14 protein-coding genes and 1 tRNA gene are annotated in these 12,466 nt (G+C 63.0%); 6 read left to right on the top strand and 9 right to left on the bottom strand.

Annotated features, from left to right (window positions below; all coding sequences use genetic code 11):
* Nucleotides 1–24: 24 nt before the first annotated feature.
* Nucleotides 25–99, bottom strand: a tRNA-Gln gene (locus tag M1E12_RS03035).
* Nucleotides 100–271: 172 nt separating this feature from the next.
* Between M1E12_RS03035 and M1E12_RS03030 the strand changes: the two genes are divergently transcribed.
* Nucleotides 272–832, top strand: a complete 561-nt coding sequence (locus M1E12_RS03030; RefSeq protein ID WP_310240967.1) for a type 1 glutamine amidotransferase domain-containing protein — start codon at nucleotides 272–274, stop codon at nucleotides 830–832.
* Between the two features lie 91 nt (nucleotides 833–923).
* Here the strand turns inward: M1E12_RS03030 and M1E12_RS03025 are convergent, their stop codons facing one another.
* A complete protein-coding gene (locus M1E12_RS03025; RefSeq protein ID WP_479563693.1) occupies nucleotides 924–1,250 on the bottom strand; it encodes a hypothetical protein in 327 nt (108 codons plus the stop codon).
* Nucleotides 1,251–1,322: 72 nt separating this feature from the next.
* Here M1E12_RS03025 and M1E12_RS03020 point away from each other — a divergent pair, with 72 nt between their 5' ends.
* Together M1E12_RS03020 and M1E12_RS03015 are read left to right on the top strand one after the other, a co-directional pair.
* Nucleotides 1,323–2,360 (top strand): hypothetical protein, encoded by a 1,038-nt coding sequence (locus tag M1E12_RS03020; protein ID WP_479563692.1) that lies wholly within the window; start codon nucleotides 1,323–1,325, stop codon nucleotides 2,358–2,360.
* An 83-nt stretch (nucleotides 2,361–2,443) separates the two neighbouring features.
* Nucleotides 2,444–3,388: a DUF1499 domain-containing protein gene (locus M1E12_RS03015; protein ID WP_136538434.1), complete on the top strand. Its 945-nt coding sequence runs from the start codon at nucleotides 2,444–2,446 to the stop codon at nucleotides 3,386–3,388.
* A 247-nt stretch (nucleotides 3,389–3,635) separates the two neighbouring features.
* Here M1E12_RS03015 and M1E12_RS03010 read toward each other — a convergent pair whose 3' ends face one another.
* Both M1E12_RS03010 and M1E12_RS03005 read right to left on the bottom strand, forming a co-directional pair.
* On the bottom strand, nucleotides 3,636–4,556 hold the full coding sequence (locus tag M1E12_RS03010) for an MBL fold metallo-hydrolase (RefSeq protein ID WP_479563691.1): 921 nt from the start codon (nucleotides 4,554–4,556) through the stop codon (nucleotides 3,636–3,638).
* Complete coding sequence (locus M1E12_RS03005; protein WP_479563690.1) at nucleotides 4,553–4,849, bottom strand: cupin domain-containing protein; 297 nt, start codon at nucleotides 4,847–4,849, stop codon at nucleotides 4,553–4,555. The genes M1E12_RS03010 and M1E12_RS03005 overlap by 4 nt, the downstream gene beginning before the upstream one ends.
* 219 nt (nucleotides 4,850–5,068) lie before the next feature.
* Between M1E12_RS03005 and M1E12_RS03000 the strand changes: the two genes are divergently transcribed.
* Both M1E12_RS03000 and M1E12_RS02995 read left to right on the top strand, forming a co-directional pair.
* Nucleotides 5,069–5,974: a helix-turn-helix transcriptional regulator gene (locus M1E12_RS03000; RefSeq protein ID WP_479563689.1), complete on the top strand. Its 906-nt coding sequence runs from the start codon at nucleotides 5,069–5,071 to the stop codon at nucleotides 5,972–5,974.
* A gap of 124 nt (nucleotides 5,975–6,098) precedes the next feature.
* Nucleotides 6,099–6,569 (top strand): cupin domain-containing protein, encoded by a 471-nt coding sequence (locus M1E12_RS02995; RefSeq protein WP_479563688.1) that lies wholly within the window; start codon nucleotides 6,099–6,101, stop codon nucleotides 6,567–6,569.
* A 113-nt stretch (nucleotides 6,570–6,682) separates the two neighbouring features.
* Here the strand turns inward: M1E12_RS02995 and M1E12_RS02990 are convergent, their stop codons facing one another.
* On the bottom strand, nucleotides 6,683–7,543 hold the full coding sequence (locus M1E12_RS02990) for a sigma-70 family RNA polymerase sigma factor (protein WP_479563687.1): 861 nt from the start codon (nucleotides 7,541–7,543) through the stop codon (nucleotides 6,683–6,685).
* Complete coding sequence (locus M1E12_RS02985) at nucleotides 7,543–8,019, bottom strand: carboxymuconolactone decarboxylase family protein (protein ID WP_479563686.1); 477 nt, start codon at nucleotides 8,017–8,019, stop codon at nucleotides 7,543–7,545. The genes M1E12_RS02990 and M1E12_RS02985 overlap by 1 nt, the downstream gene beginning before the upstream one ends.
* Before the next feature lie 45 nt (nucleotides 8,020–8,064).
* Between M1E12_RS02985 and M1E12_RS02980 the strand changes: the two genes are divergently transcribed.
* On the top strand, nucleotides 8,065–8,349 hold the full coding sequence (locus M1E12_RS02980; RefSeq protein ID WP_479563685.1) for a hypothetical protein: 285 nt from the start codon (nucleotides 8,065–8,067) through the stop codon (nucleotides 8,347–8,349).
* A gap of 10 nt (nucleotides 8,350–8,359) precedes the next feature.
* Here the strand turns inward: M1E12_RS02980 and M1E12_RS02975 are convergent, their stop codons facing one another.
* The 3 genes from M1E12_RS02975 to ppdK form a co-directional block, all read right to left on the bottom strand.
* Entirely contained in the window at nucleotides 8,360–9,316 is a 957-nt protein-coding gene (locus M1E12_RS02975; protein ID WP_479563684.1) for a hypothetical protein, read from the bottom strand.
* A gap of 70 nt (nucleotides 9,317–9,386) precedes the next feature.
* Complete coding sequence (locus tag M1E12_RS02970; RefSeq protein ID WP_479564810.1) at nucleotides 9,387–9,638, bottom strand: addiction module antidote protein; 252 nt, start codon at nucleotides 9,636–9,638, stop codon at nucleotides 9,387–9,389.
* A gap of 1 nt (nucleotide 9,639) precedes the next feature.
* Complete coding sequence (ppdK, locus tag M1E12_RS02965; protein WP_479563683.1) at nucleotides 9,640–12,321, bottom strand: pyruvate, phosphate dikinase; 2,682 nt, start codon at nucleotides 12,319–12,321, stop codon at nucleotides 9,640–9,642.
* Nucleotides 12,322–12,466 lie beyond the last annotated feature (145 nt).

Raw genomic sequence — 12,466 nt, 5'->3', positions numbered from 1 at the left:
GCTTGGTGCCGCTTAGGGAAAACGTGGCTGGGGCGCCAGGATTCGAACCTGGGAATGCCGGTACCAAAAACCGGTGCCTTACCGCTTGGCGACGCCCCAACTGAATTGCGAGGCCGCGGTCGGCGCTGCAAATCGCGGCCTGATTAGCAAAGCGGAAGGCGGGCGGCAACACCTTCCGATGGGGTGTCATGCGATTTTCCCGGAACGATGCGGCGGCGAGGCCGTTTCCCTCGCATCCCCCACGACGAAACCCAACGACAAGGATAATCTCATGCCTTCCATCACATCCGCCCGCATCCTCATCCTTGCCACCCATGGCTATGAGCGCTCGGAGCTGCGCGTGCCGCTCGATCAGCTCTCGGCCAAGGGTGCCAAGGTCAAGATCGCCTCGCTCGAAAAGGCACCGATCAAGAGCTGGGACGAAGACAATTGGGGCGACACCGTCGATGTCGACCTGACGCTCGACGAAGTGAAGCTTGAGGACTTCGACGCGCTTGTCATTCCCGGCGGCCAGATCAATCCGGACCTGCTGCGCAAGGAAGACAAGGCCGTCGAGCTGGTGAAGACCTTCCTCAATTCCGGCAAGCCGGTCGCAGCCGTCTGTCACGGTCCGTGGCTTCTGGTCGAAGCCGGTGGCCTGAAGGGCCGCAAGGCAACCTCCTATTCGTCGATCAAGACGGACCTGATCAATGCCGGTGCCGACTGGCGCGATGAGGCCGTGGTCACCGACCAGGCGATCATCACCTCGCGCAATCCTGGCGACCTTGATGCCTTCGTGGCGAAGATCGTGGAAGAGGTCGAGGAAGGCCGCCACGACCGTCGCGCGGCCTGAGGTCTCCTACACTTCACCCAAGCTACCAAAACCCGGCAGGCAACTGCCGGGTTTTTCGCGTCACGCCCCTCTGCGATCACCGAGCTCAAAGCTAGCCCGGCACCGACGGCACCTCCCGCTTCAGATCCGGTTCGTCATGAATGAAGGTCAGTTGAAGCGTGCCCATGCGTTCGGCGGCGGGATCACGCAGGTCTCCGAGGCCGGCGGGCGGTTCAACGAGGATAGCCTCGGCCTCCAGAGCGGCGACCAGATCCGCGTAGGCGCCGGCTGGTAGCGTGAAACGGATGGTGTTCATGAGGTTCGAATACATGTGCACGTCGTCGATCCAGCCGCCCAGCCGGTTGACGATGTCGAAGACGAAGCTCGTTGCCGTCTTGCGCTCGATGCGCGTGACGGCTGACAGCATGACAATGGCCATGATCGGACCCCTCGCACTCGCGACACTCTGCAGTCCTCAGCGGTGACAAATCAAGTGGGCTGTGGAATAGGCATGAACACGCAGCTTGCGGCGCGGGACCAGGTCGAGGACATGAAGAAGCAGAAGCAGCCACAGAAGAAGACGGGGCGTTCCGGGTCCGGCTCCGGCCGCGCCAAGGCTGAGGCCCACGCTGCGGCGGAGGTTGGCGGTCCGGTCGAGCGCTCGGTTTCATCCGAGGTCGGCAAAGCCGGAGCTGCCCGTCTGCGCCTGCAGGACGGTCTGCGCAGTCCTGCGTTTCGCATTGCCTTCGCCTTCTTTCTCGGCGGCGTGTCGATCGTCGCAGCCTCGCTTGCCATTCCCCATGAATTTGCCTTCTTCGAGCTCGGCTATCTCTTCACGCTGTCGATCTATGATCTAGTGCTGGCCATGCTCGGGCTCTCCGTCGCCATCGGCCTTGCCGAGCGCCGCAGCGAGGTCTTTTCGATCACGCTTGCCTTTCTCGGCATCATCGCGCCGATGCTCTTGTTTTTCGACCCGATCTTCAGTGCCATCCTGCAAAGCCCGCTCGGGCATGAACTCTTTCTGATTGCGCCGATCGCGGTGATGCTGTCGGGCGTGGTCCTGTGGTTACCTGCCCGGATCCGGCGTGTCGTGGCGCCGGTGGCAGCCGCTGTCGTCGGCTTTTCCTTCTCGCTCTTCATTGGGCTCGATGATTTCGGGATCGGCATCAAGGAGTTTGCCTTTTCCGCCGTGCTCGGCGCGCTGTGGATCCTCCTGGTACCGGGCCTGATGCTGAGGCCCTTCCAGGGGGGCTGGCTCGTCATCCCTGCCCGCATCATCGGCTCCTGGCTGATGGTGATTGCCGTCATCGTCACCGTCTCGCTTTATGTGCCGCTGACGCCCGATGCCCCGCCGCTGCCCGATCCGAGCCTGCCCGATGGCGGTGCCACGCTCGACGCGCCGGCGCTGCCGCCGCTTGATCCCGGCGTCGAAGAGGGGCTCGTGCCAGCGCCCGACGACTTCGGCACGACGCCCGACGGTGGCAGCATTCCAGGGCCGGTGCTGGGAGACAATCCGCTTCTGGGCGGCAGGGGCGAGACCGAGCCCTGAGCCAAGAACAGTCCGCTTTGATATCGACGGCCTTCCTGCGAGCCGTTACATCTGGTGCAAATTCCTGATTCCGGTAGATCCGCATGCATATCCGCTATGACCGTCCGGTGTCCCGCTCCGCCTTTTTTGCACGGCGGCTGGCGCTGTTTTCGCTGGTCATGCTTGTCATCGTGGTGCTGGCGCATCGTTTCGGCCCTTTGAAGACACCCGATTTCGTGATGCTGGTTCTCGCCGCGGCCGTGCCGGCGCTGCTTGCCGTGCCGCTTGCCCTGCTTGGGCTCGCGCGGCTCTGGCAGATCGGCGCGCTCGGCGGCATCGCCTCGGCCTGGGCGCTGATCTATGCGGCACTGCCGATCGCGCTGCCCGGTTATGGCTACTATCTTTACATGACCAAGCCGCCGCTGACCGAGGTGGCGACCGATCTTTCCGACCGACCCGCCTGGGTATCGGAACCGGCGGCGGAGCAGCATCTCCTGCCGCGCCCTGAACTCCCCCCTAACGCCGCCGATGCCCAGACCGCCGCCTATCCCGGGCTCAACGGGCGGCGCTATGAAGGGGCGATCGACCGCGTCTATGAGGCGGTGCGCAAGGTGGCGGGCGAAAACCGGCTGGTGCTGACGGCAAGCCGCGGCGAGGAATATGGGTTGCCGGCGCTGGAGCTTCGTCCGACGACGGAGACGCCGCTCGAGCCCGTCGATCCCGCCGCGGGGGCGAACCCCGCGCCGCAGGACGAAGCCTTGCCGGAAAGCGGGCCGCTGCCCACCGCCCGTCCGGAGCCGGGGCTGATGGTGCCGCTTTCCGACGGCGAACCGGAGGGCGTTGCGCGACTGCAGTTTTCTACCCGTACGCTGGTGCTCGGCCTGCCCTTCGATGCCGTGGTGCGGCTTCGCGAAGAGGCGGAGATGACGCTTGTCGACATGCGCGTTGCCGCGCGTTACGGCCCGCACGATCTCGGGATCAGCGACCAGATCGCCGAGGGTTTCCTGCATGCACTGGATGCGGAGCTTCTGGGGATCGCAGGGAACTGAGGTGGGCCCATCGAAGACGTCTGGCTTGCTGCCGTGTGCTACCCCCCTCTGTCACTGCGTGACATCTCCCCCACAAGGGGGATGGCGGAGCGTCGCGTCTAACGGACCACCTTACCTCATCAATAGGGCAAAAGGCTGGCGGGGTGGCCGCTCTCCCCACCTGTGGGGGAGATGTCGGCGAAGCCGACAGAGGGGGGTGAGCCAGGTGATGCGGCGAACGAGGCAGGCCAGAGGCCTGCAGGTCCATCTAACCCGGCCGATAGTCTCCCAACAGTCTCGGCGCGCCCTCCGTGACGACCTCACCCCTCTCTACGAGATCCTCGATATGGGCGAGCACCGACAAGGCGGCGGCGCCGTGCAGGCGGGGATCGGTTGAGGCGTAGATGACCTTGACCATGTCCGCGATCGACCGGTCGCCCGAGCGGATGCGCGCAAGGATCGCCTCTTCACGCATCAGGCGGTGGGTGCGGAGCGCGCGCACGAAGGCCTGGGGATCCTCGACCGGCCCGCCATGGCCGGGGAGATAGAGGGTGTCCTGCCTTTCCAGCAGCCTATCGAGCGAGGCCATGTAATCGCTCATAGCGCCATCGGGCGGCGCGACGATCGAGGTGGCCCAGGCCATGACGTGATCGGCGGATAAAAGGATGCCGGTGTCCTCAAGCGCGAAGGCTGCGTGGTTCGCCGTATGACCCGGCGTGTGCACGGCGCTTAAGCGCCAGCCATCGCCCTCGACCGTTTCGCCATCGGCGAGCTCGCGGTCGGGCACGAAGTCCGTGTCCGAACTCTCGGCAAAGGGGTTCACCTCGCCCTCGAACAGTGGGCGGGCCGGGCGATGGGGGCCTTCGGCGACGACGACGGCGCCAGTCTTGTCCTTCAGCCGGCGGGCAAGCGGGGAATGATCGCGATGGGTGTGGCTGACGGCGATATGGGTGACTTCCCTGCCCTTCAGCGCTTTCATCAGGGCTTCGAAATGCGCGTCATTGTCAGGGCCGGGATCGATGACGCAGACGGATTTTTGACCCACGATATAGGTGTTGGTGCCGTGGAAGGTGAACGGGCTTGGATTGGGTGCCGTCAGGCGCTGGACGCCATCTGCCACCGGGACCGCGATACCACGATGCGGTTCGAAGGTGGTGACGAAACGCGGCAATGCCTGGTCGTCGCTCATTTGTACTCGATCTCGACAAAACTCATCGGCTGGTCGCCGCCATTGATGACATTGTGCTCGACGCCGGCATCGCGGCGATAGGCCTCGCCGGCTTTGCTCATGACGCGGCGTTCACCCGCGGCATCCTCGATCAGGAAGTGGCAATCGGTCATCGGCACGACGACATAGCCGAGGCCGTGGGTATGATGCCCGGTCGCGGCACCGGGTTCGAAATCCCAGCGGGTGATGCGGGTGACGGCATCGTCGAGGACGACGGTCGGAATCGCGGGTGGACGGGCGGAATAGCCGGGCATGGGGTGGGACTCCGAAGTGGATTAGGGGCCAATCTACCCCGCCGAGGTGGCGGGGGCAATTGGTGGAACGGACCGGCGCCGCCAGAGACCCCTGGCGGCGATAAGATAGCGCCCCGTGTCCGATGACACTTTTCTCCGCCGGTGAAACATGCACAATCCCTCGCGGGACCACCGGGCGGGGCGAATGGGAAGGCGCTCTCCGGATCTTGGACATGTGCCATGCAGATAATGAGACAAGCAACCTCGCTTCGCCGCCCGGCCTTCCCGGGACATCAGCCGGCACTGATGGCACGCGCCGGAGAGGCTGCAATCAGCGTCACCCGGTTCAGGCCACAGATTGTTGCCGGGCGGGAGCATGTGGCGAAAATGGCCGGCGAAGACTCCTTTGTCGTGCTCTACCAGCTGCGCGACCATCCCGCGCATGAATTCAAGCTCGACGGGCGGTTGGAGCGTCCGGATGCGGCACGGCGCGGGACGCTCAACATCGTCGACCTGCGTCTCGGAGATGCCTGCGGGCGATTGCTGCATCCGGTCGATACGCTGATGTTCCATATGCCCATGCGAGCCATCGAGCATGTGGTAGACGGCACCGATGCCGGCACGATCGCGGGATTGCGCGCCCCCGACCCTTGGCGCACGACCGACCCGCTGGTCGACCAGCTGGCGCCGGTTCTCGTCGAGGCGCTTGCGATGCCGGAGGCGGAGGTGAACGGCCTCCTTAACGAACATCTCCTGCTCGGCCTCGGTGCCCACTTCGTGCGGCGCTATGGCGGCGTCACATCAGGTCACCGGCCTGCACGCGGCGGGCTGGCGGCCTGGCAGGAGCGCCAGGCGCTGGATATGCTGGACGATGCGCGACCAGCCTCTATCCGTGAGATCGCGCAGGCGCTCGGCCTTTCGCCGGATCATTTCACCCGTGCCTTCCGCGCCTCGACCGGGCAGACGCCGCAAGCCTGGCTGCAGGCGCGGCGGATCGCGCAGGCCAAGGATCTGCTGTTGCGCTCGGATCTGCCGATCTCGCAGATCGCCCAGGTCTGCGGCTTCGCCGACCAGAGCCATTTCTCCCGCACCTTCCTGCGGCAGACCGGTGAGAGCCCATTTCGCTGGCGCCGCAACCGAGCCTGATTTACATCGGTTTTGTTCCAGTCGCGCCGGATGCGTGCAGGAACGCCCATCCCCTCCCCGTCTAATGTCTCGCCGCCGCCGGTCCCTGGCCGGTGGGCGAACGTTCAGACAAGGAATGACCGACATGACCGACAAAAGACTGAGTACCCATCTTTTCCGCTCTGGCGAGAGCCGCGACTGGTTTCAACCGCTGCCCGGCGAACAGATCGCCATGCGCGTTGAAAGCCAGCACACCAACGGCGCCTTCTCGCTGACGGAGATCATCGTCGCCCCGCAATCGGGACCGCCGCTGCATATCCATCACGATGCCGACGAAGTGCTCTATGTGCTCGAGGGCATCGGCGACTTCATCTGCGGCAGCGAACGCTTCCGCACCGGCCCGGGCGGCTTTGCCGCCATCCCGCGCGGCACGCCGCATGCGTTTCGCAATTTCGAGGTCACGCCGCTGCGCATGGTGGTCCTGCTCACCCCCGGCGGCTTCGAACAGTTCATGCCGGCGATGAAGGGCCGCCCGACCTCGGATATCCCGCAACTGGCACTTGAATACGGCATGGAGATCGTTGGCCCGCCGATCGATGCACCGCTGGCGGATTGACCTCCGCGTGATAGCCGGCGCCCGCCATCGTCGGCCATCCTGTTACTGACCGGACGGGCAGTTGGCGGAATAGCTGCGCTGAGCATGACGGGTGTGCGTGGATCACCGGTTCGTCAATGCAGATGTTTCAGCTTGTCCGGGTTGCGCATGACATAGATCGCGACAATTGCACCGTCTTCGATCTGCAGCGCCGTTGTCTGCAATTCGCCATCCGCCTCGCGGGTCACGAAACCCGGCAAGCCGTTGACGAGGCCGACGCGCAGCAGTTCGGACCCCTGCGGCCAGATCTTGTCCGCGAGATAGGCGTGCACCTTCATGACGGCGGCATGGCCGAGGATCGGGGCGATCGCAGCCGGCCGCTTGCCGCCGCCATCGGAATGCAGGCCGACATCGGCCGCGAGCATGGCGGAAAGCGCCGTCATGTCGCCGCTGCGCGACGCCTTGAAGAAGGCTTCGGCGATTTCGAGCCCCTGCCTCGGGTCCACGGCATATCGCGTGCGCTCCTCGCGAACGTTTCGGCGTGCCCGTGCCGCCAGTTGCCGGCAGGCGGCAGCGTCGCGATCCAGCGTCACCGCGATTTCCTCGAAAGGCTGGCCGAAGACATCGTGCAGCAGCAGAGCCGCGCGCTCGAGCGGCGACAGCCGTTCCAGCGCCAGCATCAGCGGCAGGGTGACGTCATCAGATTCGTCTTCGTCCTCCACCACAGGCTCCGGCAGCCAGGGGCCGATATAGGTCTCGCGCTGATGGCGGGCCGATTTCAGCTGGTCGAGGCATAGCCTTGTGACGACGCGGCGCAGGAAGGCCTCCGGCTCGCGGATTGCGCTACGGTCGGCCCTCATCCAGCGGATGAAGGCCTCCTGGAGGATGTCTTCGGCATCCGCGACCGAGCCCAGCATGCGGTAAGAGAGCCGCATCAGCTTGCGCCGCAAGGGATCGAAACTCGCCGCCGCATCTGTTTGCTCGGAGGTCTGCATCAGGCGGCCACTCCGGTCGCGCTGAGCGCGGAGGTCGCAGGGGTTTCGATCCAGAGATCGAAGCCGACGGCCAGCCTGTTCCAGCCGTTGATGACATTGATCATCAGCGTCAGTTTCACCTGCTCATCCTCGGTAAAGGCCGCCTGAAGCGCCTGCCGGGCAGCGAGATGCGCGCGGCCTTCGGAAAGCCTGGTCAGCGCCTCCGTCCAGCCGAGTGCGGCGCGCTCGCGCTCCGTGTAGCAGGGCGCCTCACGCCAGGCGGCCAGGAGATTAATGCGCTGCTCCGTCTCGCCCCTGACGCGGGCTTCGGCCGTGTGCATGTTCAGGCAATTGGCGCAGGCATTGATCTGGGAAGAACGGATCTTGACGAGTTCGACGAGGCTCGGCTCGAGGCTGCCGGCCACATCGACGGACACCGCCATCCACTTCTTCATCAGTGCGGGCGCGGCGGCAAAGGGATCAAGTCTCGCAGTCATGACATCGTTTCCTTCTGTTGGGTACGACTTCATGACGAGCGGGGAATGGTCAATGTGACATGGCGTGGGGATATTTGTGAGCGCTGGACGCGTCATGATATTCTGCCCCCAAGCGCCAAGGGGACCATCACGTGCATACGCCAGACAGTGACGGTCGCATTGCCGTCCGAGCTACTCGATCTTATCCGCTCAAGAGCGGTATCGGGCGCCTGTTCCCATGAAGGCGAGGTGGTCTCGGAAGGCGTGCGCATGATGGCGCCGACCTATGATCACGTGATGACTGAAGCCGATAGTCTTATCGACTTAGATGAGGTGTTCGATGGCATCTGAATTTGCGAACTTAATCATCTCGGGCATGCAGTCTTTTGCCATTAACTGTGAATCCAGACGTGTGACAGCTCTTTGAGATTGAAAAGTGCAGTTGGGAAGCTTCCACAGGCGATCCATCAATGTTGTACGCGAGTATTTCAGAGTTTCTAATAATGCAATCATCGAAGCTTACCGATCCAAACACTCTGCAAGCAATGAAAGTTTCGGCGAGCTCACAAGACTCGAACCGTATGTCTCCGAAGACACCATCCTTAAATGACACTCTCGAAAAATCCGATCTGAAAATCCAAATATTGTGCAGGTAAATCCCACTAAGCGTATGGCCATCTGCATCAGACTCTTGTTCTAACCATCTAAGTTTCTGGTTTGTGCGAGTTACAACGGACAGCGCAGCAATAACAACGGCATCAGTCGCGGGCAGCTCTCTATCTTCCGCCATAGCCGTTTCGGCTGCTTTCACAACTTCTGCGGAACGTTCCTGCATAAAATGGCGAAGCGTTCTAAGCACAGGCTCTTGATATTCTTTAGGGGCCTCTCTTGCCACAATGGATAAAAGCTCCACCCCGCCAAGCTTCGAGCTGTCGGCTTCAGCCCCGAGTAGCTCTATTCCCTTTTGATAACGATTAGCGACCGCAGCACGCTGGTTGACCTGATAGCTGCGGAGAGCAAGAAATGCTGCACCAACGGCGATCAAAGTCGTAACAAGGCCCAGAGCAACATCTAGCACACTCTTTTTGCCTACCCAGAATTCGTATGCGTTCACCCCTTCAAAGGTGGAGATCCACATCCGCAAATCTGTCCGCAAAAGAAGGTCTAACAGCAGAAGTATTACTGCGGCGACGACCACAATGAACAGCGGCGGAAGCATCTTTCGTCGTTCTCGATATGTGATGCGGCGGGTTCCCGCCGCAGCCCATTTCAAGAAAAAATCTAGACATGCCTGAGCGAAATTCTTCAAAAATTTCAAGTGAGATATCCCCCTCTAAGGCAATGCGCTTGCTGCCGTCCGCCGTTTATCATTTCGGCCGGCTAACCAATCAGCTCATCACCTCTGCCGTCAGCGAAATCCCCAATGCCCTTATCAACGCGAGCGTCGTCTTGAGAGTCGGATTACCCTCATTCCAAAGTTCAGCCACGTCGGCAAGTCCGGCCATCCCTTTAGCCCTTGCGACAACACCGAGTGCATGTGCAATGTATGCGGCGTCATCGGTCCCCAGCGCTTCGTTAACGAACGTGGCGATAGCTTCCGGTGGAGTGAGGTCTCTCACCGGATCGTAGTCAGAAACAATCTCAACCGTGCCCCATCACCCCCCGCGCCTTGATCGCCGCCTGGGCCGCCGAGAGCCTTGCGATCGGCACGCGGAACGGCGAGCAGGAGACATAATCCAACCCGACATCCTCGCAGAAGTGGATCGAGGTGGGGTCGCCGCCGTGTTCGCCGCAGATGCCGAGTTTCATGTCTGGCCTTGTCTTCCGGCCACGTTCGGCGGCGATGCGGATGAGTTCGCCGACGCCGTCGAAATCCAGGGAGACGAAGGGGTCCTGCACGATGATGCCCTTCTTCTGGTAGGTCGGGATGAAGCGGGCGGCGTCGTCGCGGGACATGCCGAAGGTGGTCTGGGTCAGGTCGTTGGTGCCGAAGGAGAAGAATTCCGCGGCTTCGGCGATGATATGGGCGCGGATCGCAGCGCGCGGCAGCTCGATCATCGTGCCGACGAGATAGGAGATCTCGAGCTTCGCCTCGCCCATGACATCAGCAGCGACGCGGTCGATCACGCCCTTGACGTAGTCGAGCTCGGAGCGCAGGCCGACCAGCGGCACCATGATTTCCGGCACGACGGCAGCGCCCGTTTCGCGGGCGGCGCTCACTGCCGCCTCGAAGATGGCGCGGGCCTGCATTTCGGCGATCTCGGGATAGGAGATGGCGAGACGGCAGCCGCGATGGCCGAGCATCGGGTTGAACTCGTGCAGCGCATCGATGCGGCGGCGCATGAAGCCGGGTTCCAGCCCCATGGCATTGGCCACTTCCTCGATTTCCTCGTCCGACTTCGGCAGGAACTCGTGCAGCGGCGGATCGAGCATGCGGATCGTCACCGGCAGGCCATGCATGATGGTGAAGAGCTCGGTGAAATCGGAGCGCTGCATGGGGAGCAGCTTGTCGAGGGCTGCGCGGCGGCCGGCCTCGTCTTCGGCGAGGATCATCTCGCGCATGACATGGATGCGGTCGCCCTCGAAGAACATGTGTTCGGTGCGGCAGAGACCGATGCCTTCGGCGCCGAAGGAGCGGGCGGCGCGGGCATCGCCCGGCGTGTCGGCATTGGTGCGCACCGTCATGCGGCGGGCGCGGTCCGCCCATTCCATCAGCTGCGCGAAATCGCCCGACAGCTCCGGCTGCAGCATGGGGACTTCGCCCTTCAGCACCTGACCGGAGGAGCCATCGATGGTCACGATGTCGCCCTTGGTGAGGGTGACACCCATGCCGATGAGCTTTTCGTTGCGGAGATCGACGCGCATGGTGCCCGCACCGGAGACGCAAGGGATGCCCATGCCACGGGCGACGACGGCTGCATGGCTGGTCATGCCGCCGCGGGTCGTCAGGATGCCCTGAGCGGCATGCATGCCGTGAATGTCTTCGGGGCTCGTTTCGACGCGGACGAGGATGACCTTGCGGCCTTCGGCTTCCGCCTCGACCGCCTCTTCCGCCGTGAAGACGATGGCACCGGTCGCAGCCCCCGGGGACGCCGGCAGGCCGGAGCCGATGACATGGCGCTCGACACGCGGGTCGATGGTCGGATGCAGGAGCTGGTCGAGAGAGGAGGGTTCGATGCGCAGCACCGCCTCTTCTTCGGAGATCAGGCCTTCGGCCACCATGTCGACGGCGATTTTCATCGCCGCCTTGGTGGTGCGCTTGCCGGAGCGGGCCTGCAGCATCCAGAGCTTGCCGCGCTCGATGGTGAATTCGAGGTCCTGCATGTCGTGGTAGTGAGATTCCAACCGCGCGCAGATCGTCTCGAACTCGGCGAAGGCTTCGGGCATCAGCTTTTCGAGCGATGGCTTGTCGGAGCCACTGTCGATGCGGGCAGCCTCGGTGATCGATTGCGGCGTGCGGATGCCGGCGACCACGTCTTCGCCCTGTGCATTGACGAGAAACTCGCCGTAGAGCTCCTTGGCGCCCGTCGAGGGATTGCGGGTGAAGGCGACACCGGTGGCCGAGGTGGAGCCGAGATTGCCGAAGACCATGGTCTGGACGGTGACGGACGTGCCCCAGGCTTCGGGAATCGAATGCAGCATGCGGTAGGTCTGGGCCCGCGGGTTCATCCAGCTCGAAAAGACAGCCCCGATCGCGCCCCAAAGCTGGACATGCGGATCCTGCGGGAAGGGCTCGCCCAGTTCCTGTTCGAGGATTTCCTTGTAGAGCTTGACCACATACTGCCATTCGACTGCGGAGAGATCGGTATCGAGCTCATGACCGAGGCGGGCCTTTTCGTCTTCCAGGATCTCCTCGAAGACCTCGTGATCGAGGCCCATGACGACATCGCCATACATCTGGATGAAGCGGCGATAGCTGTCCCAGGCGAAGCGGGCGTCACCGGAATGGTGGCCGAGTGCTTCGACCGCGCGGTCGTTGAGGCCGAGATTGAGGACGGTGTCCATCATGCCGGGCATGGAGGTGCGCGAGCCGGAGCGGACGGAAAGAAGAAGCGGCTGGCTGGTGTCGCCGAAGGCACGGCCAGTGGCCGTTTCTATGCCAGCAATGCCCTGCAGCACCTGGGCCTTCAAGTCCTCGCACAGCGTCTTGCCATTCTTGTAATAGAGGCCACATGCGTCTGACACGATCGTGAGGCCGGGCGGCACCGGCAGGCCAAGCGCCGCCATTTCGGCGAGATTGGCCCCCTTGCCTCCCAGCTGATCGATTTCGGCCCTACTCCCTTCGGCCGCTCCTCCGCCGAAGGTGTAAACCCATTTACGCATTGCCCTCTCCACCCGAACAGGCTTGTTTTTCCACCGTTTACAGCAATTGTGACGGATTGGAAACGCCACCGCCCGAAGTTTATGCTGCAATGCATCATAATTGCGGCAGTGTGGGCAGTCCGTGCTCACGGCGGCGTGAAACGTC

This window comes from Rhizobium sp. K33 (genome assembly GCF_056501445.1).
Note: the sequence above shows the minus strand (reverse complement) of the source record. Positions and strands in the feature narration are given on the sequence as shown.

What these genes read in the sequence shown, in the direction of transcription:
- M1E12_RS03030 (WP_310240967.1), top strand. Translation starts at nt 272, where the DNA reads ATGCCTTCCATCACATCCGCCCGCATCCTCATCCTTGCCACCCATGGC.
- M1E12_RS03025 (WP_479563693.1), bottom strand. Translation starts at nt 1,250, where the DNA reads ATGGCCATTGTCATGCTGTCAGCCGTCACGCGCATCGAGCGCAAGACG.
- M1E12_RS03020 (WP_479563692.1), top strand. Translation starts at nt 1,323, where the DNA reads ATGAACACGCAGCTTGCGGCGCGGGACCAGGTCGAGGACATGAAGAAG.
- M1E12_RS03015 (WP_136538434.1), top strand. Translation starts at nt 2,444, where the DNA reads ATGCATATCCGCTATGACCGTCCGGTGTCCCGCTCCGCCTTTTTTGCA.
- M1E12_RS03010 (WP_479563691.1), bottom strand. Translation starts at nt 4,556, where the DNA reads ATGAGCGACGACCAGGCATTGCCGCGTTTCGTCACCACCTTCGAACCG.
- M1E12_RS03005 (WP_479563690.1), bottom strand. Translation starts at nt 4,849, where the DNA reads ATGCCCGGCTATTCCGCCCGTCCACCCGCGATTCCGACCGTCGTCCTC.
- M1E12_RS03000 (WP_479563689.1), top strand. Translation starts at nt 5,069, where the DNA reads ATGCAGATAATGAGACAAGCAACCTCGCTTCGCCGCCCGGCCTTCCCG.
- M1E12_RS02995 (WP_479563688.1), top strand. Translation starts at nt 6,099, where the DNA reads ATGACCGACAAAAGACTGAGTACCCATCTTTTCCGCTCTGGCGAGAGC.
- M1E12_RS02990 (WP_479563687.1), bottom strand. Translation starts at nt 7,543, where the DNA reads ATGCAGACCTCCGAGCAAACAGATGCGGCGGCGAGTTTCGATCCCTTG.
- M1E12_RS02985 (WP_479563686.1), bottom strand. Translation starts at nt 8,019, where the DNA reads ATGACTGCGAGACTTGATCCCTTTGCCGCCGCGCCCGCACTGATGAAG.
- M1E12_RS02980 (WP_479563685.1), top strand. Translation starts at nt 8,065, where the DNA reads ATGGTCAATGTGACATGGCGTGGGGATATTTGTGAGCGCTGGACGCGT.
- ppdK (WP_479563683.1), bottom strand. Translation starts at nt 12,321, where the DNA reads ATGCGTAAATGGGTTTACACCTTCGGCGGAGGAGCGGCCGAAGGGAGT.